Origin of the sequence: Nocardia albiluteola (genome assembly GCF_018860155.1) — a bacterium.
Classification (GTDB): domain Bacteria; phylum Actinomycetota; class Actinomycetes; order Mycobacteriales; family Mycobacteriaceae; genus Nocardia; species Nocardia albiluteola.
This window is the reverse complement of the sequence record NZ_JAHKNI010000001.1, coordinates 965,777-990,074: the sequence shown is the minus strand read 5'-3', so window position 1 is coordinate 990,074 and position 24,298 is coordinate 965,777. Positions and strand designations below refer to the sequence as shown.

Genomic DNA, 24,298 nt, shown 5'->3' with positions numbered 1-24,298 from the left:
TTCCCGAGATCCATGTCACTTCTCGCCGTGGAACGCCGCCGCCGGCCCGCCCCTCCTTCCGGGCATGAAGCGTTACACATCCACGCTGTTCCTGCTCACGCTCATCGGTCAGGCGGCGTGGTCGCTCGCCAATGCCGTGTGGTGGCATCGCTCGCCCGGTACCGACGCGCTCGGACTGGTACTCCTGACTCTGTTCACGGTGGTGGCGGCGTCCGGATACCGGCGGTGGCCGATCGTCGCCGTGCGAGTCGTGGTCGGTCTCGAGTTCCTGGCCGTGCTCGCCGACCGTTTCGGCCTGCTCGGCGGGCCCGGCAGTCCGGGCGTGGCATGGGGCGACTTCGCGCACTTCGTCTCGTACACGCGTCAGGTGACCGCATTCCTGCCCGGCGGATTCGCCCTGCCTCTCGCGGTCGCCGCGACGATCGCCGAATCCGGTCTCGCCATCGCCCTGCTCACCGGCATACGCTCGCGCCCCACCGCGGCCGCGACGGCCGCACTCCTGGCGAGCTATGCCGCCTCCATGACCCTGTCCATGCCCCTGACCCAACCGCTGCACTACCTCGTCTACCCCCAGGCCGCCGGAATGCTCGCCATCGCAACCCGTCCCGCGCTGGTCGCGGGCCGAGCGCGGCGTGCCCGCGACGCGGACCACGCGCCGTCCGAGCGGAGCGGGGCACCTAAGCTACGCCCATGAGCGAGCGCAGCGAGCGGTTAAACAACACAGCCACAAGAGTGCTCGTGCCGGAGCCGAGCGCCAGCGAGGTGGAGGCATGAGTACTCGTACCGCCGTCGTGACCGGGGCCAGTTCGGGGATAGGCGAGGCCACCGCCCGCGAACTGGCCGAACAGGGGTATCACGTCGTCGTGGGGGCGCGGCGGGTCGATCGGCTCGAGAAGCTGGCGCAGGAGATCGGCGGCACCGCGCTGGCGCTGGACGTGACCGACGAGGAGTCGGTGCGCGCGTTCTGCGATGCGATCGAATCCGCCGAGGTGCTGATCAACAACGCCGGCGGGGCCAAGGGGCTGGCGCCGGTGGCCGAGGCCGACCTGGACGACTGGCGCTGGATGTGGGAAACCAATGTGCTGGGCACGCTGCGGGTGACCAGGGGGCTGCTGCCGAAGCTGATCGCGTCGGGCGACGGGCTGATCGTCACCGTCACCTCGGTGGCCGCGATGGAGACCTACGACAACGGCGCGGGCTACACCTCGGCCAAGCACGCGCAGGGTGTGCTGCACCGGACGCTGCGCGGCGAGCTGCTCGGACAGCCGGTCCGCCTCACCGAAATCGCCCCCGGCGCGGTCGAAACCGAATTCTCGCTGGTCCGCTTCGGCGGCGACGCCGAGCGCGCCGCGAAAGTCTACGAGGGCATCGATCCGCTTGTCGCGCAGGACATCGCCGAGATCATCGGGTTCGTCGCGAGCCGCCCGCCGCACGTCGACCTGGACACCATCGTGGTCAAGCCGCGCGACCAGGCCGGGCCCGGCCGCTTCGCCCGCCGGAGCTGATCGCGTACCACGCCGGGCATTCCACTCGACGAGCATCCGATCCCGCAGCGGACAGGCGCGAAATCTCGCGCACGGGAATACCTCGCAAACGCAGTGCCGTTCATCCCGTTGGGTGTGCGAGTTCGTGAGGAGTTCTCGATCATGGTTGCTGTTGTCTTCGGCGCGCGCGGAAATGTGGGCCGCCACGTCGTCACGGGTCTGCTGGCGGCCGGTGAGCAGGTCCGGGCCGTCAGCCGGGATCCGAAGGCGGACTTCGGTTCCGGGGTGCAGGTCGCCGTGGCGGACCTGGAGCGGCCCGAGACGCTGCCCGAGGCGCTGGCCGGCGCCGACACCGTGTTCCTGTACGCGACGCCCGACGGCGGCGCGGACTTCGTGAAGGCCGCCGAATCCGCCGGGGTCCGGCACGTGGCCCTGCTGTCGTCGGTGTCGGTGGTGGGCCCCGACGCCGAGCACAACCCGATCGGCCGACTGCACCGGACGGTCGAGCTGGCCCTGGAACGCTCGAGCCTGGACTGGACCTTTGTCAGGCCGGGCATCTTCGCCACCAACATCCCGTGGTGGTGGGGCGCGCAGATTCGCACCGAAGGCGTTGTTCGCCTGCCCTATCCGGACGCGCACACCGCCCCGGTCCCGGAGCGGGACATCGCCGCGCTCGCGGTCACCGCGCTCACCGAACCGGGCATGTCGCACCAGGCCTTCACCCTCTACGGATCCGAATCCCTGCCCCTGCAACGGCAATTCGAGCTCATCGGCGAGGCCACCGGGCGCCCGATCCGGATCGAGACGGTCACGCCCGAGCAGGCGCGCGCAGATCTCGCCGCGCGGCTGCCGGAATTCCTGGCCGACAACTTGATTCGGATGTGGGCCGCAAACGACGGTGTCCCGGCGCCGATTTCGACCATCGTCGCGAAGGTGACCGGACGTCCGGCGCAATCGTTCGCCCAGTGGGCCGTCGACCATGCGGACGACTTCCGCCCGTAGCTTCCCGCTGCGTCGAGGTGGTGCGGGCGCGAATGCCGAACCACCTCGACTCCGGGGCCGATTCGCGGGCGACGCCACCCTGCCGGTCACGGACGGAACAACCCGGCAATGCATGATCCGAGCGGCCGGATGTCGGCTCGACCGGCTGACGGTTCCCCTCGACAGGGATGACCGAAGTATGACGTCAGGGTAGGCGGGGACTTTCCCGGTCCGAAGGGGTGTTCACTGGATGTGGAAGACCGTCGACGAAGGAGAGGTATGTCCGAGACGAAGACCGCGATCCTGGCCGGTGGATGCTTCTGGGGAATGCAGGATCTGATCCGCAAACAACCGGGAGTGGTATCGACACGGGTCGGCTACACCGGTGGGCTCAACGACCGTCCCACCTACCGCAATCACCCCGGTCACGCCGAGGCCGTGGAGATCGTCTACGACCCCGCCGTGACGAGCTACCGGGATCTGCTGGAGTTCTTCTTCCAGATCCACGACCCGACGACCAAGGATCGCCAGGGCAACGACATCGGGACCAGCTACCGATCGGCCATCTTCTACCTCGATGCCGACCAGCAGCGCGTCGCGAACGAGACCATCCTCGACGTCGAGGACTCGCGCCTGTGGCCGGGAAAGGTCGTCACCGAGGTGACTCCGGCGAGCGAATTCTGGCAGGCCGAACCCGAGCACCAGGACTACCTCGAGCGCTATCCGGACGGATACACCTGCCACTTCCCCCGCCCGGGCTGGAAGCTGCCGAAGCGGCAGACCACCGCCTGAGGCGGCACCGCCGGGACCCGGCTCAGTTCCCGCTGGGCGGGCCCGGCGGTAGGGGCGTCGCCGAGACGACGGGCGCCGGCTCGCCGTGCAACGCCGACATCGTTGTCCAGGTATCCCAGTCGATGGTCCAGTCGTAGATGTCGCCGTCGGCGGCCGACAGCGCGATCCGGGTGCCGGTCACCTCGACCGGATCCCCGTACAAGGCGGTGGGAAAGTAGGCCTCCGCGTTCTCGGTGCTGAGGTTGATGCAGCCGTTGGTGACGTTCGAATTGCCTTGTGCGCCAGCCGACATCGGGTTGGCGTGAATGAATTCGCCGTTGTTGGAGATGCGTACGGCCCAGCGCTCGCGAGCGTTGGTGTAGAAGGGCGGATTCGACATCGTGAAGTCCTCGTACTTCTCGGTGACCACGTGGATGCCCGAGCGCGTCACGTTGCGCGTCTCGTTGCCCTCGCCGTAGCTGCACGGGAAGTCGAACAGCACGGTGCCCTCGCGATACACCTGCACGCGATGGGTGGCCGCGGCGCCCTTGACGATCTGGCTGCGGCCGATCTTGAACGACGAGGTCATATCCGAATCGCCGTACTCGCCCGCGCCCAGGTCGAGCCCGTACAGCCCGGCCGCGAAATCGACCGTGGTGCCGGGGGCCCAGTACTCCTTCGGGCGCCAGTGCGCGCGCGAGCCGTTGTCGTCCGGCAGCCAGGCCCAGCCGCCCTCGGTGGGCGGATTCGTGGTGACGGTGAGCGCCTTCTCCGCGGCGGCCTTGTTCGCCACATGGCTCTTGAACTGCAGGATGATCGGCGCGGCGATGCCGACCTCCTGGCCGTCGCCGATGTTGATCGTGGCGGGCACGGTCTTCTTCGGGGAGATCGTGGTGAAGGTGCCCTCGATCGGGACGGGCTTGTTGTCGGTGCCGGTCGCGGTGCCTGCCCAGGTGTAGCTGGCGCCGTACCCGAGCGGCTCGGTGACCCGGAAACTCGTCCGGTCCGCCGAGAGCGTGCCGGTGATCTGCTTGCCCGCGGCATTGGTCAGCGTGACCTGGCCGATGGTGCCGTCCGCGACCCGCACCGAGACCGGGGTGATCGGGTTGACGTCCGCGCTACCCGCATCGGGCTCGAAGGTGACCTTCACGACCGGCCCCTCCGCCGCGGGCGCGCCGCCACCGCCGCTGCCGTTCGAACATCCGGCCACGAACGCCGCGGCCGCCAGCTGAGCCATACCGACGAGTGCGGCCCGGCGGCTGGTGACTCTTCGAATGCTCACCAGCTCGAATGTACCGCGCGACCGCGGCGCCCCGGCCGCCGAAGACCGTGGTTGCCGCCACTCGCAGAGTGCGGTGTCAGATCGTCACGCCCACCGTCACCGGTTCGGGTTCCAGGCGGATTCCGAATCGCTCCTCGACGCCGTCGCGCACGGTGCGGGCCAGCGCCACCAGGTCCGCGGCCCCGGCCGAGCCCCGATTCGTCAGCGCCAGCGTGTGCTTTGTCGAGAGCCGGGCGGGCGCGTCCGGGTCCGGGAAACCCTTGCCGAATCCCGCCCTCTCGATCAGCCAGCCCGCGGAGAACTTGACCCCCTCGGCGGCCGGGTAGGTAGGGATTGTGACATCACCCACTTGTGCGGCGATGGCCGACCGCACGTCGTCCACCCGTGCGGCGGGCACGACCGGGTTCGTGAAGAAGGACCCCGCGCTCCAGGTGTCGTGATCCTCGGGATCCAGCACCATGCCCTTGCCGGCGCGCAGCCGCAGCACCGCCTCGCGCACCCGCGCGGCCGGACGGGTCTGCCCCTCGGCCGCATCGAGGGTGGCGGCGAGTTCGCGATAGTTCAGGGGCGCGCTCGACCCGTCCGGGTGCAGGGTGAATTCCACGGCCAGCACGACGGCCCGGTCGGTGTGCTTGAGCGCGGAGGTGCGATAACCGAATCCGAGTTCGTCCGGTGTGGCCCAGTGGATTTCACCGGACGCCCGGTCCAGCAGCCGCACCCGCCGCAGCAGCTGCGCCACCTCCACGCCGTAGGCCCCGACGTTCTGCACCGGCGTCGCGCCCGCCGAACCCGGTATGCCCGACAGGCATTCCAGCCCGCCCAGCCCGGCGGCGACGGTCGCAGCCACCACCGCGTCCCAGTCCGCACCCGCCTCGGCCAGCACCCGATCCGCACCGAGCTCGACCGCGCCGGTAGTGATCCTCACCACGACCCCGTCGAATCCGGAGTCGGCGATCAGCAGGTTCGATCCGCCCGCCAGCAGCAGCACCGGCACCCCGGCGGCATCCAGCGCGCGCACGGTCGCCACCAGAGACTCGGTGCTCGCGCACTCGGCGACGGTCGCCGGGCCACCCACCCGCAACGTCGTCAGCCCGGCCAGCGGGACCGAATTCCGCACCCGCGCACCGGTTGCGGCCAGCAGTTCGGCCGCGGCGAGCGTGCGCTCGCCGCCCTCGCCCGGCACCACCTCAGAAGTACGCACAGCCACAAACGGTAGCCTGTTCGACCATGGCCACACCCCTCGCGTTCACCGCCAACTACGCATATTCGACCGACGCCCTCCGTGCGGCGCTGGCGGATGAGCAGTATTGGAAGGCTCGCATCGCCGAGGTCGGCGGTCCGGGTGCGCGCCTGGAGTCGTTCGAGAAGATCGGCGAGAACCAGCTGCGGATCTCGACCGTGCACACCATTCCGGCCGAGGAGCTGCCCGCCGCGATCACCTCGGTGCGTCCCGGCGGCCTGATCATCCCGCGCACCGAGACCTACAACGGCCTGTCCGGCGTCTTCGAGGCCCACGTGCAGGACGCTCCCGCCACCGCGCAGGGCACGGTCACCCTGACAGGTGACCAAACACACTCCCAGGTGGTGATGGACGGCAGCGTCGAGGTCACCATCCCGCTCTTCGGCAAGAAGATCGAGAAGGCGGTTGCCGAGAGATTGCAGGAACTCCTCACAAATGAGGCGGAATTCACCGGCACCTGGATCGCAAACCACTGAACGGCCAGTAACCTACGCCCATGGCCCGCCGACTCCACTACTCCGCCCGCTACCCGCTGCACACCACCAAGGAGGTGTACTCGGCGCTGTCGGACCGCGCCTACTGGGACGCGCGGATGGCGAAGATGCGCGAGTACTCCCCCAACGAGGTGGTCGCGCTGGAGGCCGGCGACAACGGCATCGCGGTGGAGCTCGAGCACGTGGTGCCGCGTCACCTGCTGCCGGACCTGGCCCAGACGGTGATGCGCAGGGACATGGTCATCACCCGCACCGAGAAGTACGGCCCATACGGCCCCGAGGTCGTCGGCGAGATGTCGGCCACCATCCCGACCGGGCCCACCGGCACGATGAGCGGCAAGCTGCACCTGTTCCCCACCGAGACCGGCTGTACGCTGCGCTCCTCCCCGACGGCCAAGGTGTCCATGCCGCTGCTGGGCCCGCGGCTGGAACAACTGATCCTCATCAACTTCATCGATCTGCTGCGCGCCGAGGCCGAATTCACCAAGCAATGGCTGGACGAGCAGAACCCGGCCGACCTTCGGGGACGGTGAGGAGGCGGAGCTTGCGGAGCCGACGGGGTGGGTAAGCTCAGTGGCACCGGTAGACCGGTCGGCGCGATCACCCGCGGGACCACCGGGATCAACCGGTTGCGGCGCAGCGACCGCTGGCTGATGCACGACGAGCTGGTCTGCACGCGGCTGCGGGAAAGCCCGGATCCGCTGGTCGTCGACCTGGGTTACGGCGCCAGTCCGGTAACGACGCTGGAACTGGCGACGCGGCTGCGGCGGGTGCGCCCCGACGTGCGGGTGGTCGGGCTGGAGATCGATCCCGACCGTGTCGTACCCGGCCGGGACGGGGTGCGGTTCGCACGCGGTGGCTTCGAACTCGCGGGACTGCGCCCGGTGCTGGTGCGCGCGTTCAACGTGCTGCGGCAGTACCCGCAAGACGCTGTGGCACAGTCGTGGTCGACGATCCTGGGCGGCCTCGCGCCCGACGGACTGCTGATCGAGGGCACCTGCGACGAGCTGGGCCGCCGCTGCGCCTGGGTGCTGCTGGATCGTTCAGGTCCGCGCTCGCTCACGCTGGCCTGGGATCCGTTCACCGTCGACCGCCCCTCCGACGTCGCCGAACGCCTGCCGAAGGTGTTGATACACCGCAACATTCCCGGCGAACCCATCCACGCACTGCTCACCGCCGCCGACCGCGCCTGGGCGCACGCCGCCCCGCTGGCACCGTACGGCCCGCGGGTGCGCTGGCGAGAGGCGGTGAAATTGTTGCGCGAGAACGGTTTCCCGGTCCATCGTTATCGACGCCGGATGCGCGACTGCGTCCTGTCGGTCCCCTGGAATGTCGTGTCCCCCAACGGATCCTGAGAGCCCATCGCTCCAGCATTTGACCCCTCGCGTCCAGCTGCGATAACCCGCCTCTGGAACAGCGCCGAGAGCGCGGCGGGATCAGGCGCGGGCAAGCGACCGGCGCACCCGGGCCGCGACATGGAACGGCATCGAATCCGCCGCGACGCGGATCGCCTCGCCCGCGCAGCGCCGGATGGCGACCGCGTCGGCGACCACCTCGTCCAGCGCGATCTGCCCGATACCCGATTCGGCCAGGTCCAGCACGGTCCGCACCGGCGTCGTGACCAGGAAGGCCCCAGCCGATTCGACCTCCTCGCGGCGCAGCGCCCGCCGCACCACCACCAGTCCCGGCGCGCTGGGCAACCGCCCGATACTCGCGGACATGTGCACGAATCGCGGCCGCAACCGGCCCAGCCCGTGCAGTTCTGCCGCGCTGTGATGCGAGACCGCGGCCGCGCCGTCGAACCACGCCGACCACATCGCGTACTCGTCCAGCGGGCCCACCGGCCAGTCGGCCAGGCGCATGAGCCCCACCCCGGCCCGGGTCACCGTGCCATCGGCGAGCGCCCCGCGAATCAGATCCTCGCATTCCGCGCGGACCACCGCGCGGGTGGTGAAATACCCGGCGTGCCGCGCCGCGATCCCGCGCAGCACCGACCACAATTGCTCTGGATCCCGTTCCCGGCCGCCGGGATCCGATCGGCGCCGCGCCCGCGGCCCGCCACGGTTACGCATGCCGCCGCCACCGTCGCCGGCGGCACGCGCTTCCCTGGACATGCGATTCAGGCTACGCCGGGAAAATGTGCGGTATGCCACAATCGAGCATTGGGGGCGATATATCCCAGGCACGTCATTCCGGCGCACTTTCGGCCGGGATCTTCATCCATCCCACAGAGCGAGCTCAGAAAGTTCGGGAAGAATCGGTGCCATGACCATGCCAGACACCAGGATCGGAGCGGCGCCGCGGCGCGGGCGGGCGCGCCGGATCGTGCTGATCGTCGGACTCGTCATCGTCCTGGCCATCGCGGGTACCGCGGCCGGGCTGGAATCCTGGGCGCGCAAACACTATTCGGACTGCATTGCCACCCAGCTCCACCAAAGCTTGGGCTCCAAGGTTTCCGTGCACTTCGGCTGGAAGCCGTTGCTGATCACCGGCCTCGATCACAACGTCGGATCGCTCACCGTCGACAGCGACGACGCGCAGTTCGGTCCCGCCGTCGGCATGAAGGTGCACGCCACACTCAACAACATCACCCAGCACGGCGCCAACGCCACCGTCGGCAGTTCCAGCGCCGATGTGGTCTGGAGCGACGACGGCATCGCGCAGACCCTCGGCGGGCCGGTCTCGGGCGTGCAGTCGAATCCGGCCGCGGGCACGCTGGATGTGAAGGTGCTCGGCGGCCTGGCCGATCTGCAGCTGCGGCCGCACATCGTGGGCAACCAGATCCAGGTCGACGCCGCCAACGCGGCCGTGCTCGGTTTCGGGGTTCCCACCGATCTGGTCTCCGGCATCGTCAAGACGATGTCCCAGGGCCTGCAGAGCTACCCCCTGAACATGCGCCCGACGCAGCTGAGCATCACCAACACCGGCATCGACGTGAAGCTCTCCGGCGGCGCGGTCACCCTGCAGGGCGACCCCAACGCCCCGGTCCCGACCACCTGCTGAGCCAGCGACTACTCCGGAAAGCCTTGCAGCACAGCGCGAGAGCCCGAGAGGCCGAGCCGGGTTGCGCCCGCACCGATCAGCTCCGCCGCGGCCTCCGCGGTCCGGATGCCGCCGCTGGCCTTGACGCCCAGGCGCCCGCCGACGGTCTGCGCCATGAGCCGCACGGCGTGCACGCTCGCGCCGCCGGCGGGGTGAAATCCCGTGGAGGTCTTGACGAAATCGGCCCCGGCGCGCTCGGCGGCGCGGCAGGCCTCGACGATCGCCTCGTCGGTCAGGGCCGCCGCCTCGATGATCACCTTCAGCAGCGCCCGATCCCCGATCGCCTCGCGCACGGTGACGATGTCGGACAGCACGGCGTTGTAGTCCCCGGCCAGCGCCGCGCCGACATCGATGACCATGTCGACCTCGGCCGCGCCCTGATCCACGGCCAGCCGTGCCTCGCTGCCCTTGACCAGCGAGTGATGCTTTCCCGACGGGAATCCGGCCACGGTGGCCACCACCAGTCCGGGCGCGCGGACCGGAAGCATCGAGGGCGACAGGCACACCGCGAAGACGCCCAGTTCGCGGGCCTCGGCGATGGTCGCGGCGACCTCGTCCGGGGTCGCGGTCGGTGCCAGGAGGGTGTGGTCGATCATCGCCGCCACGTCCGCACGGGTGAGCACGTCAGCCATGAGCACAGAGTGTGGCACACCGGCGGTGCCCGGACCGAATGTCGTTGCGTCGTCGTCGGCTCGTCCCGCACACTCGTTGTGGTCGGTATGACGGCCGTGTCCTTACCTCGAGCCGCAGCCTCCCCGGAAGGTGTGCCACCGTGCTGATCCGCCGTGAACGGCCCGGCGACATCCCCGCGATCGACGCGGTCCATCGGGCCGCCTTCGCCCTCGAATACGCGAACGGCACCGACCCGCGGCCGGAGGTCCCGGACGCCTCGGCCGATCCGCCCGAGGTCGCGCTGGTCCATCGGCTGCGCAGCGATTCCGGCTGGATGCCGACGCTGTCGCTGGTGGCGCAGGACCACGAGCGCGTGGTCGGGCACGTGTGCCTCACCCGCGCGGGTGTGGGCCCGTTTCCGGTGCTGGCCCTGGGCCCGATCGGCGTGCTGCCCGAGCGGCAGGGTGCCGGCGTCGGTGCGGCCCTGATGCACGCCGCGCTCGGCGCCGCCGACGCCCTCGACGAGCCGCTGGTCGGCCTGCTCGGCAGCCTCGAGTACTATCCCCGTTTCGGATTCGTCCCCGGCACGCGCCTCGGCATCGTCCCCGACGAGCCCTCCTGGGCTTCCCACTTCCAGGTCCGCACGCTGACCGCCTACGAGCCCGGCATGACCGGCGGGTTCCGCTACTGCGAGCCGTTCTACGGCGTCTGACGATTGTCCCCATCCCCTCGGACCGGCAGCGCCGCCACCTGGGAGGATGTCCGGCATGAATGTTGCTTCCGATGACCGGCGATTCGTGCTGACCCTGGGATGTCCGGACCGTCCGGGCATCATCGCCCGGATCACCTCGTTCATCGCGGGCTTCGGGGGTTCGATCATGGAGGCCGGGTACCACTCCGACATCGACTCCGGCTGGTTCTTCACCCGGCAGGCGATCACGGCCTCGACGGTTCCGTTCGGCCTGGACGAGTTGCGCGCCCGGTTCGCCGAGGTGGCCGCGGAGCTGGGACCCGAGACCGAATGGCAGCTGCTCGATTCCGGTGCCCGGCGCCGCGCGGTGCTGCTGGTCAGCCGGGACGGTCACTGCCTGCACGACCTGCTGGGCCGCGCCGCCTCCGGCGAGCTGCCCGCGACGATCGAGGCGGTGATCAGCAACCACCCGGACCTGGGCGAGATGACCCGGGCACACGGGGTGCCGTTCCACCACGTGCCGTTCCCGAAGGATCCCGCCGAGCGCGGCCCGGCCTTCGAGCAGGTGCGCGAACTGGTTGATGCCCACGACCCGGATGCAGTGGTGCTGGCCCGATTCATGCAGGTGATGCCCCCCGAGCTGTGCGGCCACTGGTCGGGCCGGGTGATCAACATCCACCACAGCTTCCTGCCCTCGTTCGTCGGCGCCCGCCCGTATCACCAGGCGTTCGCCCGGGGCGTGAAGCTGATCGGCGCCACCTGCCACTACGTGACCGCCGAGTTGGACGCGGGACCGATCATCGAGCAGGACGTCATCCGCATCGACCACGGCGACGAGGTCCGCGACATGGTCCGCCAGGGCCGCGACATCGAGCGCGTCGTGCTGGCCCGCGGGCTGCGCTGGCACCTCGAGGGCCGGGTCCTGGTGCACGGCCGCCGCACGGTGGTGTTCTCGTAAGCGCCAGAAGGACACAGCAGCGGCGGGGCCAAGACCGGGCGCCCTTGACCGGCCTTGGCGAGCGACACGGCACCGGCCGTGTCGCCGCCCTCCCCCGCGGCTAGCTCGGTGAGCTAGCTGGCAACCGCCCCGCGCCGACGCGCGAGGCGAATCATGCGATGCAGTTCGGCATTGAATTCCCGGGGCGCCTCGATGTTCACCAGGTGGCCCGTGGGCAGTACCGTGAAACGGTCCAGGTGGCCGGATTCGGCGAGCAGATCGGCGATTTCGCGCGAATGCACCGGAGGCAGCAGCTTGTCCTGCGCACCGACGATCACGCTGGTGGGCACCGTGATGCTGGCGGCCGCCGTGCCGAGGTCGAGCGTGGCGAGATCGCGGGCGACCGCGCCGCGCACCCCGGGGCGGCAGGAGCGGACGATGGACAGGCCGAAATCCGCACGGTCCGAGTCGGTCTCGGGGCTCATGATGCGCGATTTGAACAGCATGCGCGCCGGAGCCAGGCCCGGCAGCGGCACCGGGGCGCCGAATACGGTCTGCGCCAGCCATACCGGCGTCGGGAGGAAGTCACCGAGAACCGGAATGACCTTGGCGCGGGCCGGAATCTGCCGCGCGGCGGTGGTCGCCAGCAGCACCGCGGATGCCCGGCGGACCACCTGATCCGCGTAGCGCTGCGCCCAGGCCTGAATTGTCATGCCGCCCATGCTGTGACCGACCAGGACCGCCCGCTGCCCGGGCCGCAGCACCGCGTCGAGCACCTCGGACAGGTCGTCGGCCATCTGGTCCGGGCCGAATTTCCGGGTGCCGAGCCCACTTTCGCCGTGGCCGCGCTGATCGTAGGCGATCACGCGGTATTCGCCGGAGAAGGCGTTGATCTGCTGATTCCAGTATTCGATGCAGCACGACCAGCCGTGGATCAACACGATCACCTCCCCGTGCTCGGGCCCGTAGGCGTGCACCCGCAGGCGCGCACCGTCGGCGGTGACGACGGGCACGACCTCGGGTGTGGGGTCGGCATTGAGCGAAGCGGTCCGATAGGTCCGGATGCGCAGCTGCGCGCGTTGGGTCGCGGTCAGCGCGTCGGCGGCGGAGAGTAATCCGGTCACCGACCTGGGCAGCTTTGCCAACATGAGCACTCCTTTGTGTCCAATCGCACACTACCGCGCTAACCGCAGTGCTTGCTAGTGCAAGCAAGCAACCGACCGGTCGGAGACATCGTCGCCTTTGAGACATCCCACGGAGACCGGTCGGCACTGCAGCTCGCCGAGGTCGAATACCCACTCCGCCGCAACAACATTCATCCCCCTGACAACAGCCGGGCCCTGTGCAATACACATCGCCGCCGATCCCGCGGCAGATACCGATTCCCCCGTAACGAATTGCGAACGATCGGACGAACACGGCAACTCGACGCGAGAGCAGCAAGCACCTGCCCGTAACCCGCTGGTGCACAGCGGATTACCACGGATGGACCTACGCGGTGGCCCGCTGGGCGGTGAACGCGGTGGCCAGCACCCGGGACAGCTCGGCATTGAACGCCTCGACGGCCTCCACATTGCCCAGATGCCCGGTGGGCAGGACCACGAACCGGTCGAGCACGCCGGCCCCGGTCAGCATCGCGGCAATGCGCTCGGCGTGCACGACCGGGGTCAGATCGTCGTTCTCACCCGCAATGACGGTGGTCGGTACGGTCAGCCCGGCCGCCGCGCGGCCCAGCTCGAGCGCCGCGAGCAGCACGCCGAAGCGGGCCCGCACCGTCCCGGGACAGGCGCGCACGATGTTGAACGCGAAGTCCGCGACATCGCCGGTCGACGCGAGGGTCATGACCCCGCGACGGAACCCCCACCGCACCGGCGCGATCGGCGGGAATGGCCCCGGCGCACCCAGGATGGCCCGGCCGATGGGCAGCCGCAGCGGCAACGGCAGCCGCCGCAGCGGAGGAATGACGGTGGTCTCGGCGATCAGGTCCCCCGCCGCGGTGTTGGTGAGCACCACGGCTGCCGCGCGCTCGGAGACCGGGACGCGGGTCCGCGCGGCCCACGCCTGGATCGTCATGCCGCCCAGGCTGTGCCCGACCAGCACGGCCCGCTGCCCGGGCCGCAGGACGGCATCCAGCACAGCCGACAGGTCGTCGGCCAGCAGATCGGTGCTGAGCGGGACGTTGCCCAGCTCGCTCTCGCCGTGCCCGCGCTGGTCGTAGGCGATGACGCGATAGCGCCCCGCCAGGGCGTTGATCTGCGGATTCCAGTATTCGATGCAGCACGTCCAGCCGTGCGCGAACACGATGACGTCGCCGTTTTCCGGACCGTACGAGTGAACTCGCAGGGTGGCGCCGTCGGACGTGATCACCGGGACGACCACGGGCGCTACGCGCGGCGGATCGAACCTGGCATCGGCGTAGTTCCTGGCGCGAAGCCCGGCGCGGCGCGCGCGCCGCAGGGCACCGACGAGATCGAGCAGACCCGTCATCCGGGCAGGCAGCATCGCATGCATCCGAACACTCCTTTGTGTGTTACCTAGAAATACGGTAACTCGGAGTATCAGGAACTAGCCAGAGCCGGGGAATGTGACCGGCGCTACATCCGCGGGTCGATGTGAATCGGCTTACCTACCAGCGCGGACCGCGCTGAATCTCGTCCACCTTGGGTCGCACGTCGGCCAGGTACACGCCGGTGGCGACCATACCCACCATGAGCCCGATCATCCCCAGACTGAACACGCCCAGCATCGGTAAACCCAGCAGGAGCGCGGCGACGACCAGGATCGTGACCCAGATCGGCTTGGTGAGCTTGTCCACCGCGGTGAATGCGTCACGACGCTGCCGAACGGCATGCACGAGAGCGAAGAGGCAGGCCGCCAGCGCGGCGAGCTGAATCAGCAGCCAGAGAAGGCCGGACAGGGAGGACACACCTCAATGATATAGAGCGAAGCCCCCGCGCAGCCGGACAGCGCGCGGGGCCTTCGGTGATGCGGAGAAGCGGTTACTTCTTGACCGCGGCGGTGGCCTTCTTGGCCGGCGCCTTCTTCGCGGGGGCCTTCTTGGCGGGAGCCGCCGACTCGGCCTCGTCGACGGGGGCGGCCTCGGTGGTCACCTGCACGACCTCGGCGTCGACGACCGGGGCCGCCTCGGCCTCGGTGGCCTCCTCGCCGTTGCCCAGCAGACCGCGGGCCTGCTCGGACACCTTGCCGAACACGTCCTCGGCGCGGGTGACGACGTCGGAGTAGATGCCCTCGACGCGGTCGAAACCCTCACCGAAGGAGGGGTTCGAGCGCAGGCGCTCGACGGTCTCCTCGCCGCGCGCGGCCAGGTCCTGGTAGAGGTCCACCAGCTGGTGGTAGTACTGGTCGACGAGCTTGCGCAGCTCCTCGGAGGTCAGCTTCTCGCGCAGCTCGGCCAGGTCATCCGGCAGCTCGGCGGGCAGGCCCGTGAGGCGGTGACGCAGCGACTCGAACTGCTCCTGGGCGTCCGAGGGCAGGTTGGCCAGGCGCTCGCGCGCCTCGTCCACCCGGCCGTGGACATCGACGGTGGCGGTGCGCTCGCGCACCTTGCCGACCAGATCGTTGACGGCGGTGTAGAGGGCATCTCCGGCACCGACGGTGGCGTAGAGCGGTTTGGTTACGGTGGCGGTGGGCTCGGTCATAGTGTTTCGTTCTCCTGGCGTGGCGGAACTTCGGCAGTAGTGCGCGGAACCTCGTTGTCCCTGTCTCCCCCGGGAACGCCCCCTGTGGATTCGGATTCCGTTGCGTCCCCTCCGAAGTCGTTCCCCGCGTTTTCTCGGCGGAACGATTCGTAGATGTCCAGTAGCACCTGCTTCTGCCGTTCGGTGATCTCCAAATCGGTGAGCAGGGCGTCCCGGACCGGGCTGTGCGGCCTCTGTTCGAGGTACCCGGCCCGCATGTACAAGACCTCCGAGGAGACCCGCAGACCCTTGGCGATCTGCGCGAGAACCTCGGCGGACGGGTTTCGCAGTCCGCGCTCGATCTGGCTGAGATACGGATTGCTCACCCCCGCCAGCTGCGCGAGCTGTCGCAGCGAGACTTGCGCGGCTTCTCGCTGTGACCGGATGAAGCTTCCGATGTCGTGGGCCGCGCTGGCTACGCGGGCCACCTTGTCACCGAGATCCGCGGACGTCTCCACGGGTCCGTTGGTGGTCTGTTCGGAAACCTCGGGCTCCTGAGCCATGCAGTGCTCACCTTCCGGCGGTTGTGCGGTCAATTCTAGAACAGGGTGCTAACTATTGCAAGCACCCCAGTTAGCACTTATCCCAAGGCTCCCGGGAAGAGCAGGTGGGACGCGGCGTAGATCACCAGCCCGGCCAGCGATCCGACGACGGTTCCGTTGATGCGAATGAATTGCAGATCCCGTCCGGCCTGCAATTCGATCTTGATACTCGCCTCGTCGGCATCCCACCGCGCAACGGTATCGCTGATCAGGGTCGCAATCTCGGAACCGTAGTTCGACACCAGATATCGGACACCTCTTTCTACCCAAGCGTCCACTTTGTTTCGCATCTCCGGTTCGTTCACCAAACGCTGCCCGAGCTGCTGAACGTTCTCGGTGAGCTTGCGGCGTAGCGTGCTGTCCGGATCGTCGGCGGACTCCAGAATCAGCCGCTTCGCGGCGCGCCATGTCGCCCTGGCCATTCCGGTGATTTCCTCGCGGCCCATGATCTCGGCCTTGATCCGTTCCGCCTTCGCGATCATGGCCGGGTCGTGCTGCAGATCGTCGGCGAATTCGTCCAGAAATCGATTGGCCGCCAGCCGCACCTCGTGGTCGGGCTGCGAGCGGATCTTCCAGGTAAATTCGACCAACTCCCGGTAAATACGCTCCGACAGCAGGGTGCTGGCGAATTTCGGCGCCCACGACGGCGCATCGCGCAGCACGATCCGGTCGAGGGTCTCCTGACTGCCCAGCGCCCACTGATGGGCACGTTCGGCCAGCAGATCCAGCAGCGGCGCCTGCCGGTTCTCGGCCAGTAGCTCGGACAGCACCCGCCCGATCGGCGGACCCCACTGCGGTTCGGCGATCCGCCTGACGATGGTCTGGTCGATCACCTGCTCGACGTCCTCGTCGCGCAGCGCGTCGATGACCGCCCGCAGCATCGTCGAGGATTCCTCCGAGACCCGCGCCGCATGCTGCGCATCGGCCATCCAGCGACCCAGCCGGAACGAGATCTGCGCCGAATTCACCTTCTCCACAACGGTGTCGGGCGAAAGGAAATTAGTGCGCACGAAATTGCCGAGGCTCTCCCCCAGCTGATCCTTCTTCTTGCGGATGATCGCGGTGTGCGGAATGGGCAGTCCCAGCGGATGCCGGAACAGCGCGGTCACCGCGAACCAGTCCGCGAGCGCGCCGACCATGCCCGCCTCGGACGCCGCGCGCACGTACCCCACCCAGCCCGCGCCCCACCCGCGCGAGGCGATCCAGCAGCACACCAGATAGACCACCGTCGCGGCGGCCAGGAAGCCGGTCGCGACGAGCTTCATCCGGCGCAGATCGCGGCGCTTGCCCGACTCGTCCATCAGGTCCGCGAACGAGGTGGGCGGCTCGCGCCGGGGCGGTTCGCCTGTGTTGTTTCCCACTGCGAGCGCCGGCGCCGGGCCCGGATATCCATTGGTTCCGGGGGGACCCGCGGGCGGGGCAGACGGCCTGCCGGGGACGGCCCGCGTCATCGGATCCGGCCCCGTGGACACCGCATTGACCTCGCGGGAGGCCGCGCGGGAGGTGCTGCCGGGCGATTGCTCCATATTTCCATTCTGATACCCGCTCGTCGGGGAACCGCTCGCCACACCAGCCTAAGGGCAGGCCCGGCAGGCGGCTCCTGCGGCGCGTACGTGGCAGGGACGACACACGCGGCCTCGGCGAAGTCGGAACATCGCCGATCCGCAGGCCCTAAGCTGGAGTGGTCCCGGCCCCCACCTGAGGAGTCACCCTGTCCACCGAAGCCGCCCTCGAGTCCACCCCGCGCACGGGCCGGGTGGACGGTCGCAAGCGGCGCTGGCATCAGCACAAGATCGACCGGCGCGAGGAATTGGTCGACGGCACCCTGGCCGCGATCCGCAAGCGCGGCGGCGATGTCGGCATGGACGAGATCGCGGGCGAGATCGGCGTATCCAAGACCGTTCTCTACCGATACTTCTCCGACAAGAACGATCTGACCCGCGCCACCATGGAGCGGTTCATCGAGACCACCCTGATGCCCCGCATCTACGAGGCCATCAGCAACGACCTCGACGAATATCAGCTGGTCCGCAATACCCTGGCCGCCTATGTGCACACCGTGGACGCCGATACCGACGTGTACCGGTTCATCATGGGATACGGCTCGTCCACCGATAAATCCACACTCGCCGATTTCGAGAAGCTGTTCGCCGACATCGTCGCCGCGGTGCTGCGCGACAAGGCATTCAGCCGCGGCGTCGAGACCGAGGGCGTCGAGCTCTACGCGTATGTGCTCGTCGGCGGCGTCCAGCTGGCCACGGACTGGTGGATCAGCAACCGCGCCATGTCGGCGGACACGATGCTCGACCACCTGACGATGATGGCGTGGAGCGCGATCGACGGCATGGTCCGTGCGGGCGGATCGCCCGAGAAATTCAATTCCACCCCCCATCACCTGCCCGAGCCCGGCAAGAGCTGAGATACCCGCCCGTCGTCCTACCGACGGGTACGCGCCGAAGGTATACCCCGGCAGGAGAGGCACGGTATACCCCAGCAGGATGGGCCGGATCGGCCCGGTTCGTTACCCTGAACTCGACGGGGCCCGGGAGTTCCACCGTCGCGCGTGTCGGCACCAACGGAGGTATTTCATGGCCAAGGAGCTGCCGACATCACGGCTCGCCCGGGGGACCAAGCTCGGCGCCGTCGTCGCGGGAAATGTCCTGCGCGCCCAGAAGACTCGGCGCTCGATGCGCGGCCGCTCCGAGGAGGTGCGCGCCCGGATGGCCGAGGAATCGACGATCCGCGCCACCGAGCAGATGGTCATGGTGCTGGGCACCATGAAGGGCGTGGCGATGAAGCTGGGCCAGATCCTGTCGGTGCTGGATCTGGACATCGTGCCGCCCGCGCATCGCGAACGCTTCCAGCACCGGCTGGCGGTCCTGCGCGACAGCGCACCCCAGGTCTCCTTCGAGACCATGTGCGAGGTCGTCGAGCAGGATTTCGGCCGCCCGGCGGCCGAGCTGTTCGCCGAATTCGAGCCCGAGCCGATCGCCGCGGCCTCCATCGGCCAGGTGTACCGGGCGCGGCTGCACGACGGCCGCGCGGTCGCGGTGAAGGTGCAGTACCCCGGCATCGACGCGGCGGTGCGCGCGGATCTGAAGAATCTGGCGATGTTCCGCCGGATCCTGGCGACCGCGATGCCGTGGGTGACCCCGGCGGTACTGGACGAGCTGCGGCTGCACCTGGAGAGCGAGCTCGACTACGTCACCGAGGCCGCCACCCAGCGCCAGATCGCCGACCTCTATGCCGACCATCCGTTCATCGTCGTCCCTGCCAGCATGCCCGAGCTGTCGAGCACCCGGGTGCTGGTCTCGGAGTACTTCCCCGGCCGCAGCTTCACCCAGATCCGCGAACTGCCCGCCGCCGAGCGCAACCGGGTCGGGGAGATCATCTATCGCTTCTACGTGGGTTCGCTCTACAACTTCGGCGAGTTCTGCGGCGACCCGCATCCGGGCAACATCCTGCTCGGCGAGGACGGGCGGGTGGCGTTCCTGGACTTCGGGCTCTACAACCGGATGAGCTCGGACGATGTGCGGTTCGAGCTCACCTGCATCCGGGCCGCGGCCGAGGACCGCGCGGACGATCTGCGCCAGTTGATGATCGACCGCGGCATCATCGACTCGCCCGAGGAGGTGTCCGCCGAGGAATGCCTCGAGTACTGCCTGTCCGCGATCGAATGGGCGCTACTGGACGAGGAATTGACGATAACCCCCGAATTGGCAAGCGGCGCGGCGGTATTGGCGATCGACCCGCGCGCCACCGAATACGCAGGCATGAAGCAGCAGTCGCTGCCGCCGGAGCACCTGTTCTCCCGCCGTGCGGATTTCATGACCTTCGGGGTGCTCGGGCAGCTCGAGTCCACCAACAACTGGCATCGCATCGCACGCGAATGGATCTACGGGGATGCGCCGGTCACCGAATTGGGCAAGGCCCACCAGGCCTGGCTGGCTCAACGTCCCGCGCCGCGACCGACCACCGCGGGCGCACGCAAGAAATCCGGAAAACGGCGTAGCAAAGCGTGATTCGGTTCACGGGATAGGAAGCATCAGATGGCGAAGGACACGACGGACCGGGAGTTCGATCTTGTGCTGTTCGGCGCAACAGGTTTCGTAGGCGTGCTGACCGCGCAGTATCTGCGGGGCGCGGCCCCCGAGGGCGCGCGGATCGCGCTGGCGGGACGGTCGGAGGCGAAGCTGGCGGCGGTGCGCGCCGAACTTGGCGTGGATTGGCCTGTGCTGGTGGCGGATTCGTCCGATCAGGCGGCGCTGGATGCCATGGCCGCGCGCACCCGGGTCGTCGTCACGACTGTCGGGCCGTACCTGCGCTACGGCGTGCCGCTGGTGCGGGCCTGCGCCGCGGCGGGCACCCATTACGCGGATCTGACCGGCGAGCCGCTGTTCATCCGCGACTGCATCGACCGGTTCGAGGACGACGCGGTGCGTACCGGGGCGAAGATCGTGAATTCCTGTGGCTACGACTCGATTCCGTCGGATCTGAGCGTGTATCAGCTATACCGCCGCAGCGTCGAGGACAACGCCGGCGAGCTCACCGACACCACCCTCGTGGCGTATCTCAAGGGCGGCGCGAGCGGGGGCACCATCGATTCCGGCCGGGCGATGATGGAGGCGATCGCCGCCGACTCCTCCAAGGCCTCGATCCTGGCCCACCCGTATTCGCTGAGCCCGGACAAGTCGATGGACCCGGACGTGGGGCGCCAGACCGATCAGGCGCTGCAGCGGGCCTCGACCATCGACGCCAGCCTCGAGGGCTGGGTCACGACGTTCATCATGGCCAGCCACAACACCAAGATCGTGCGCCGCAGCAACGGGCTGCTGGGCTGGGTGTACGGCAAGAACTTCCGGTATCGCGAGGTGATGAACGCAGGGAAATCGCCCGCCGCGCCGCTGATCGCCGCCGGCATGGCGGGCGGCATCGCGGCCACCATGGTCACCGGCGCGCTGCTCTCGCGCGTCGCGGTGGGGCGGCGACTGCTGGATCGGGTGCTGCCCAAGCCGGGCACCGGTCCGAGCGAAAGCGCCCGGCGCAGTGGATGGTTCACGATGAAGACGTTCGCGGCCACCACCTCCGGCGCGAAATACGTCTGCACCTTCGCCGGGCACGGGGACCCGGGCTATCAGGCGACCTCGGTCATGCTGGGCCAGGCGGGACTGTGCCTGGCATTCGACGATCTGCCGGACATCGCGGGCATCCTCACCCCGGCCGCCGCGATGGGCGATGCCCTCACCGAGCGGCTGCGCGGCGCGGACATCACCATCGAGGTCGCTCGGGCATGAGCATCGAAGAGCAGCAGTACGTGAGGGCCACCCGCCCGGCCCCGCCTGCGGCACCCGCAACAGAGGAAGCCTCTCGGTCATCCGTCCAAAACACGCGTGTACCAACTCTTGGGTAGCATTTCGCACAGACAGCCGGAGCGAAGCGAGGCGGGCATTACTACTCACGCGATCCCGCCCCGGCACGGGGGCCGCGCCTAGTGCAATGGGTGTTCACCCCGGATGAATTCGTGCACGTCTGGGCCACAGAAACCGGATTGGACTATCGTCCTTACCCCATAAATGGGCTGCGACCAACCGATACCGACGCGCGACGGCCGCAGCGCATCAACACCGATCCCGATCTGACCGCCGCGCTGATGCTGTGCGCGCGCCCCGACGCCACCACGCTCACCGTCTCGGGCGAGCGGGGTGAGGACGAACTCATCCTCGCCTTCGCCGCGGTCGCGCAGCAGCACGGCGTGATCCTGGTCGCGCGCGCCGAGTCGATGGCGGTGCACCTCTGCCATGCGCAGGCGGTCGGCGAGCGACTGGTCGAGGTCATCGGCTCGGCGCCCGCCGGACGGCGCGGCGCGATGCGCGAGGCGACCGACGCGGTGCTCGACCAGGAACCGACCGCCGATCGGGACGAGCCCGGCCACCGCAGCCCACCGGACAGCGCGGCCCGGTTCCAGCGCGCGCTGCGCGCCCCGGTCGACTCCCGCGGCATTGTCACGGTGACGACCGCCCCGAACAACCCGGCCACGCCGCCGACCCGCCACCGCACCTGGCTCGACGTCGCGGGCGACGGACGCTACCTGCTCACCACCGCCGACCAGCTCGTCCTGACCCCGGTCGACGACGACGCGTTCGCGGATCACCTGATGCGCCTGGCCGGACTGATCTGAACCGCGAGTCATACTGCGGTATGCCCAATTCCCTCTGGTCGGTTCCGGTCACCACCGCGCTGCACGCCGAGGGCGTGAAGGTCGTGGGCCTCGACACGAGCGCCACCCCCGGATTCCGCGGCGACAAGAAGGCCGGGGAGCTGCTGCTCGAGCAGCGCCGCGCGGAGCTGTCACGGCTGCAGGAAAAGCTGTACGCGAACGGCCGCTCCGGCGATCCGCGCAACATTCTGCTCGTGCTGCAGGGGATGGACACCGCGGGCAAGGGCGGGATCGTGCGGCACGTGATCGGCTCGGTCGATCCACAGGGCGTCGACCATGCGGCGTTCGGGGTGCCCAGCGCCGAGGAACGCAAGCATCACTATCTGTGGCGGATCCGCCGGCAACTGCCGCGCGGCGGTCAGCTCGGCGTCTTCGATCGCTCGCACTACGAGGATGTGCTGGTGGTGCGGGTTCACGACCTGGTGCCGCCGGACGTGTGGGCCAAGCGCTACGACGAGATCAACCGGTTCGAGCGCGAACTCGCCGAGGCGGGCACCATCGTGATCAAGGTGGCAATGTTCGTCTCGCTGGACGAGCAGCGCAAGCGCCTGGCCGAGCGGCTCGACCGACCCGACAAACACTGGAAGTTCAATCCCGCCGACATCGACGAGCGCGCCTTCTGGCCCGCCTATCAGGACGCATATCAGGCGATGCTGGACCGCACCACCACCGAGCACGCGCCCTGGTATGTCATACCGGCCGACCGGAAGTGGTTCGCGCGGCTCGCGGTCACCGAACTGCTGATCGACGCCCTGAACAGCCTGCAGCTGGATTGGCCCACGGCCCAGTTCGATGTGGCCGAACAGCGCCGCCGCCTCGACGAGAGCTGATCTTCTCGAGCAGATCTCAGGTTCACCCGCGATCATGTGGTCCGGACACCCGGATTCCGGCGTCTGCCCGTACGATCGGGGCGGCACGGGTGTCGGACTACATGAAAGGCGTGGTTTCCAAGGTGAGCAACAACCCGCGTGGAAAGAACTCGCTGGCGGCAGTGAAGGGCACCGATCGCACCCGCACAATCCTCATCCAGGTGGGTGTCGCCGTGGTGCTTCTCGCGCTCATCGCCGCCATCGGGATCAGCATCGCGGTCAAGCACTCGAAGAAGACCAGCGACGCCAATGCGCGCCCCACGATCGCCGCGACCGCGCCCACCGGCCCGGGCGGCGTAGCCGGCTCGATCACGAGCAACGGGTCGATCCGCATCGGCAAGCCCGATGCCAAGGTGACCGTGCGCGTGGTCGCCGACCTGCAGTGCCCGGTCTGCCAGGGCTTCGAGGCCGCCAACGGCCAGACCCTCGAGGACGAGGTGAACAACGGCACCGCCGCGGTCGAGTACAACCTGATCGCCTTCCTGGACGAGTCCTCGATGGGCGCCCGCTACTCCTCGCGCGCTGCCAATGCCGCCTACTGCGTGGCCACCGCCGATCCCTCGAAGTTCCAGAACTGGGTCGCCTCGATGTACCAGCAGCAGCCGCAGGAGGGCACCACCGGCCTGCCGGACAGCAAGATCATCCAGATCACGACGGCCGCCGGATACACCGACCCCTCGGTCGCCCAGTGCATCACCTCCGACAAGTACGACGGTTTCGTGCAGAAGACCACGCAGGAGGTCATCAACAGCGGCATCCACGCCACGCCGACGGTCTTCGTGAACGGTAAGCAGGTCGACTCGAACGACCGCGCGACCCTGTTCAACCCCGGTGGGATCAAGGCCACGATCGAGGCCGCCGCAAAGTGATCGCCGCGCCCGCTCGTTCCGCGTGGACGCTGCTCGTCGGCAGCCTCGCGGGTTGGATCTCCGCGGTCATCCTGACCGTCGAGGACTTCAAGCTGCTGATGAATCCGGCCTACAAGCCGTCCTGCAACCTGAACCCGATCATCGCCTGCGGTTCGGTGATGGCCACCCACCAGGCCCGCATCTTCGGATTCCCCAATCCGATCATGGGCGTGGTCGGCTTCTCGGTGGCGGTGACCATCGCCGTGCTGGCCGTGGCCGGGATCGCGCTGCCGAAGTGGTTCTGGGGCGGGCTGTGGCTCGGGCTGGTGCTGGGCATCGTGTTCATCTGCTGGCTGATCTTCCAGACGCTGTACCGGATCGGCGCGCTGTGCCCGTACTGCATGGTGGTGTGGGTGTTCACGCCGATTCTGCTGGCCGTGGTCACCGATCAGATCTGGGGTAATGCGCGCGGGTTCGTGCGCATTCTGGTGGAGTGGCGCTGGACGCTGGTGGTCGTGTTCTACGCGATCGTGCTGGTGATGGTGTTCCTGCGCTTCCAGACGTACTGGATGAGCCTGGTCTGAGTGCAC

Annotated in this window: 27 protein-coding genes; 17 read left to right on the top strand and 10 right to left on the bottom strand. The window is 68.6% G+C overall.

The window, feature by feature from the left end:
- Positions 1-64: 64 nt before the first annotated feature.
- The 4 genes from KO481_RS04450 (at position 65) to msrA (ending at position 3,257) form a co-directional block, all read left to right on the top strand.
- Positions 65-694 (top strand): hypothetical protein, encoded by a 630-nt coding sequence (locus tag KO481_RS04450; protein ID WP_215915581.1) that lies wholly within the window; start codon positions 65-67, stop codon positions 692-694.
- 76 nt (positions 695-770) lie between these two features.
- Positions 771-1,505, top strand: a complete 735-nt coding sequence (locus KO481_RS04445; protein WP_215915580.1) for an SDR family NAD(P)-dependent oxidoreductase — start codon at positions 771-773, stop codon at positions 1,503-1,505.
- Between the two features lie 141 nt (positions 1,506-1,646).
- The gene (locus KO481_RS04440; protein ID WP_215915579.1) at positions 1,647-2,486 is read left to right on the top strand and encodes an NAD(P)H-binding protein; all 840 of its coding nucleotides are present in this window, start codon (positions 1,647-1,649) and stop codon (positions 2,484-2,486) included.
- A 258-nt stretch (positions 2,487-2,744) separates the two neighbouring features.
- Positions 2,745-3,257, top strand: coding sequence for a peptide-methionine (S)-S-oxide reductase MsrA (msrA, locus tag KO481_RS04435; RefSeq protein WP_215915578.1), 513 nt, complete (start codon positions 2,745-2,747; stop codon positions 3,255-3,257).
- A gap of 22 nt (positions 3,258-3,279) precedes the next feature.
- On the opposite strand, the gene KO481_RS04430 is transcribed toward msrA, so the two are convergent.
- Together KO481_RS04430 and KO481_RS04425 are read right to left on the bottom strand one after the other, a co-directional pair.
- Entirely contained in the window at positions 3,280-4,473 is a 1,194-nt protein-coding gene (locus KO481_RS04430) for a L,D-transpeptidase (RefSeq protein WP_215915953.1), read from the bottom strand.
- Between the two features lie 121 nt (positions 4,474-4,594).
- Positions 4,595-5,659: a UDP-N-acetylmuramate dehydrogenase gene (locus tag KO481_RS04425; protein ID WP_215915952.1), complete on the bottom strand. Its 1,065-nt coding sequence runs from the start codon at positions 5,657-5,659 to the stop codon at positions 4,595-4,597.
- Between the two features lie 86 nt (positions 5,660-5,745).
- Between KO481_RS04425 and KO481_RS04420 the strand changes: the two genes are divergently transcribed.
- The 3 genes from KO481_RS04420 to KO481_RS04410 are packed head-to-tail and all read left to right on the top strand — an operon-like array spanning position 5,746 to position 7,607.
- Positions 5,746-6,234: a DUF2505 domain-containing protein gene (locus KO481_RS04420; RefSeq protein WP_215915577.1), complete on the top strand. Its 489-nt coding sequence runs from the start codon at positions 5,746-5,748 to the stop codon at positions 6,232-6,234.
- A gap of 20 nt (positions 6,235-6,254) precedes the next feature.
- A complete protein-coding gene (locus KO481_RS04415; RefSeq protein ID WP_215915576.1) occupies positions 6,255-6,785 on the top strand; it encodes a DUF2505 domain-containing protein in 531 nt (176 codons plus the stop codon).
- A gap of 27 nt (positions 6,786-6,812) precedes the next feature.
- A complete protein-coding gene (locus KO481_RS04410; RefSeq protein ID WP_215915575.1) occupies positions 6,813-7,607 on the top strand; it encodes a class I SAM-dependent methyltransferase in 795 nt (264 codons plus the stop codon).
- Between the two features lie 81 nt (positions 7,608-7,688).
- Here the strand turns inward: KO481_RS04410 and KO481_RS04405 are convergent, their stop codons facing one another.
- Positions 7,689-8,366, bottom strand: coding sequence for a type IV toxin-antitoxin system AbiEi family antitoxin (locus KO481_RS04405; RefSeq protein WP_245400261.1), 678 nt, complete (start codon positions 8,364-8,366; stop codon positions 7,689-7,691).
- A 151-nt stretch (positions 8,367-8,517) separates the two neighbouring features.
- Between KO481_RS04405 and KO481_RS04400 the strand changes: the two genes are divergently transcribed.
- A complete protein-coding gene (locus tag KO481_RS04400) occupies positions 8,518-9,255 on the top strand; it encodes an LmeA family phospholipid-binding protein (RefSeq protein WP_245400260.1) in 738 nt (245 codons plus the stop codon).
- An 8-nt stretch (positions 9,256-9,263) separates the two neighbouring features.
- On the opposite strand, the gene deoC is transcribed toward KO481_RS04400, so the two are convergent.
- Positions 9,264-9,926: a deoxyribose-phosphate aldolase gene (gene deoC / locus KO481_RS04395; RefSeq protein WP_215915574.1), complete on the bottom strand. Its 663-nt coding sequence runs from the start codon at positions 9,924-9,926 to the stop codon at positions 9,264-9,266.
- 140 nt (positions 9,927-10,066) lie between these two features.
- Between deoC and KO481_RS04390 the strand changes: the two genes are divergently transcribed.
- Positions 10,067-10,618: a GNAT family N-acetyltransferase gene (locus tag KO481_RS04390; RefSeq protein ID WP_215915573.1), complete on the top strand. Its 552-nt coding sequence runs from the start codon at positions 10,067-10,069 to the stop codon at positions 10,616-10,618.
- A gap of 55 nt (positions 10,619-10,673) precedes the next feature.
- Positions 10,674-11,555 (top strand): formyltetrahydrofolate deformylase, encoded by an 882-nt coding sequence (gene purU / locus KO481_RS04385; RefSeq protein ID WP_215915572.1) that lies wholly within the window; start codon positions 10,674-10,676, stop codon positions 11,553-11,555.
- A gap of 113 nt (positions 11,556-11,668) precedes the next feature.
- Here purU and KO481_RS04380 read toward each other — a convergent pair whose 3' ends face one another.
- The 6 genes from KO481_RS04380 to KO481_RS04355 all read right to left on the bottom strand — a co-directional run bounded on the left by KO481_RS04380 (position 11,669) and on the right by KO481_RS04355 (position 17,075).
- Positions 11,669-12,682, bottom strand: a complete 1,014-nt coding sequence (locus tag KO481_RS04380) for an alpha/beta fold hydrolase (protein WP_215915571.1) — start codon at positions 12,680-12,682, stop codon at positions 11,669-11,671.
- Positions 12,683-13,025: 343 nt separating this feature from the next.
- Complete coding sequence (locus KO481_RS04375) at positions 13,026-14,045, bottom strand: alpha/beta fold hydrolase (RefSeq protein WP_308166306.1); 1,020 nt, start codon at positions 14,043-14,045, stop codon at positions 13,026-13,028.
- 115 nt (positions 14,046-14,160) lie between these two features.
- The gene (locus tag KO481_RS04370; RefSeq protein ID WP_215915570.1) at positions 14,161-14,460 is read right to left on the bottom strand and encodes a DUF2516 family protein; all 300 of its coding nucleotides are present in this window, start codon (positions 14,458-14,460) and stop codon (positions 14,161-14,163) included.
- A 73-nt stretch (positions 14,461-14,533) separates the two neighbouring features.
- The gene (locus tag KO481_RS04365) at positions 14,534-15,193 is read right to left on the bottom strand and encodes a heparin-binding hemagglutinin (RefSeq protein WP_215915569.1); all 660 of its coding nucleotides are present in this window, start codon (positions 15,191-15,193) and stop codon (positions 14,534-14,536) included.
- Positions 15,190-15,735, bottom strand: a complete 546-nt coding sequence (locus KO481_RS04360) for a helix-turn-helix domain-containing protein (RefSeq protein WP_245400259.1) — start codon at positions 15,733-15,735, stop codon at positions 15,190-15,192. The genes KO481_RS04365 and KO481_RS04360 overlap by 4 nt, the downstream gene beginning before the upstream one ends.
- A gap of 77 nt (positions 15,736-15,812) precedes the next feature.
- Positions 15,813-17,075 (bottom strand): DUF445 domain-containing protein, encoded by a 1,263-nt coding sequence (locus KO481_RS04355; RefSeq protein ID WP_215915947.1) that lies wholly within the window; start codon positions 17,073-17,075, stop codon positions 15,813-15,815.
- Positions 17,076-17,530: 455 nt separating this feature from the next.
- On the opposite strand from KO481_RS04355, the gene KO481_RS04350 reads away from it, so the two are divergent.
- The 7 genes from KO481_RS04350 (at position 17,531) to KO481_RS04320 (ending at position 24,292) form a co-directional block, all read left to right on the top strand.
- Positions 17,531-18,193, top strand: a complete 663-nt coding sequence (locus KO481_RS04350; protein WP_308166305.1) for a TetR/AcrR family transcriptional regulator — start codon at positions 17,531-17,533, stop codon at positions 18,191-18,193.
- A 169-nt stretch (positions 18,194-18,362) separates the two neighbouring features.
- Complete coding sequence (locus KO481_RS04345) at positions 18,363-19,796, top strand: ABC1 kinase family protein (protein ID WP_215915568.1); 1,434 nt, start codon at positions 18,363-18,365, stop codon at positions 19,794-19,796.
- A 27-nt stretch (positions 19,797-19,823) separates the two neighbouring features.
- Positions 19,824-21,068 (top strand): saccharopine dehydrogenase family protein, encoded by a 1,245-nt coding sequence (locus KO481_RS04340; RefSeq protein ID WP_215915567.1) that lies wholly within the window; start codon positions 19,824-19,826, stop codon positions 21,066-21,068.
- Between the two features lie 206 nt (positions 21,069-21,274).
- Complete coding sequence (locus KO481_RS04335) at positions 21,275-21,952, top strand: ESX secretion-associated protein EspG (protein ID WP_308166303.1); 678 nt, start codon at positions 21,275-21,277, stop codon at positions 21,950-21,952.
- 20 nt (positions 21,953-21,972) lie between these two features.
- Positions 21,973-22,821: a polyphosphate kinase 2 family protein gene (locus KO481_RS04330; protein WP_215915565.1), complete on the top strand. Its 849-nt coding sequence runs from the start codon at positions 21,973-21,975 to the stop codon at positions 22,819-22,821.
- Positions 22,822-22,910: 89 nt separating this feature from the next.
- Positions 22,911-23,729, top strand: coding sequence for a DsbA family protein (locus tag KO481_RS04325; protein ID WP_308166302.1), 819 nt, complete (start codon positions 22,911-22,913; stop codon positions 23,727-23,729).
- A complete protein-coding gene (locus KO481_RS04320) occupies positions 23,726-24,292 on the top strand; it encodes a vitamin K epoxide reductase family protein (RefSeq protein WP_215915564.1) in 567 nt (188 codons plus the stop codon). Before KO481_RS04325 ends, KO481_RS04320 begins: the two co-directional genes overlap by 4 nt.
- The last annotated feature ends 6 nt before the right edge of the window (positions 24,293-24,298 follow it).

Excerpts from the sequence above, each read along its gene's own strand:
- KO481_RS04340 (WP_215915567.1), top strand. The coding sequence starts at position 19,824 with ATGGCGAAGGACACGACGGACCGGGAGTTCGATCTTGTGCTGTTCGGC.
- purU (WP_215915572.1), top strand. The coding sequence starts at position 10,674 with ATGAATGTTGCTTCCGATGACCGGCGATTCGTGCTGACCCTGGGATGT.
- KO481_RS04440 (WP_215915579.1), top strand. The coding sequence starts at position 1,647 with ATGGTTGCTGTTGTCTTCGGCGCGCGCGGAAATGTGGGCCGCCACGTC.
- KO481_RS04415 (WP_215915576.1), top strand. The coding sequence starts at position 6,255 with ATGGCCCGCCGACTCCACTACTCCGCCCGCTACCCGCTGCACACCACC.
- KO481_RS04405 (WP_245400261.1), bottom strand. The coding sequence starts at position 8,366 with ATGTCCAGGGAAGCGCGTGCCGCCGGCGACGGTGGCGGCGGCATGCGT.
- KO481_RS04330 (WP_215915565.1), top strand. The coding sequence starts at position 21,973 with ATGCCCAATTCCCTCTGGTCGGTTCCGGTCACCACCGCGCTGCACGCC.
- KO481_RS04430 (WP_215915953.1), bottom strand. The coding sequence starts at position 4,473 with ATGGCTCAGCTGGCGGCCGCGGCGTTCGTGGCCGGATGTTCGAACGGC.
- deoC (WP_215915574.1), bottom strand. The coding sequence starts at position 9,926 with ATGGCTGACGTGCTCACCCGTGCGGACGTGGCGGCGATGATCGACCAC.
- KO481_RS04445 (WP_215915580.1), top strand. The coding sequence starts at position 771 with ATGAGTACTCGTACCGCCGTCGTGACCGGGGCCAGTTCGGGGATAGGC.
- KO481_RS04360 (WP_245400259.1), bottom strand. The coding sequence starts at position 15,735 with ATGGCTCAGGAGCCCGAGGTTTCCGAACAGACCACCAACGGACCCGTG.
- KO481_RS04355 (WP_215915947.1), bottom strand. The coding sequence starts at position 17,075 with ATGGACGAGTCGGGCAAGCGCCGCGATCTGCGCCGGATGAAGCTCGTC.
- KO481_RS04365 (WP_215915569.1), bottom strand. The coding sequence starts at position 15,193 with ATGACCGAGCCCACCGCCACCGTAACCAAACCGCTCTACGCCACCGTC.
- KO481_RS04345 (WP_215915568.1), top strand. The coding sequence starts at position 18,363 with ATGGCCAAGGAGCTGCCGACATCACGGCTCGCCCGGGGGACCAAGCTC.
- KO481_RS04375 (WP_308166306.1), bottom strand. The coding sequence starts at position 14,045 with ATGCATGCGATGCTGCCTGCCCGGATGACGGGTCTGCTCGATCTCGTC.
- KO481_RS04380 (WP_215915571.1), bottom strand. The coding sequence starts at position 12,682 with ATGTTGGCAAAGCTGCCCAGGTCGGTGACCGGATTACTCTCCGCCGCC.
- KO481_RS04450 (WP_215915581.1), top strand. The coding sequence starts at position 65 with ATGAAGCGTTACACATCCACGCTGTTCCTGCTCACGCTCATCGGTCAG.
- KO481_RS04420 (WP_215915577.1), top strand. The coding sequence starts at position 5,746 with ATGGCCACACCCCTCGCGTTCACCGCCAACTACGCATATTCGACCGAC.
- KO481_RS04400 (WP_245400260.1), top strand. The coding sequence starts at position 8,518 with ATGACCATGCCAGACACCAGGATCGGAGCGGCGCCGCGGCGCGGGCGG.
- msrA (WP_215915578.1), top strand. The coding sequence starts at position 2,745 with ATGTCCGAGACGAAGACCGCGATCCTGGCCGGTGGATGCTTCTGGGGA.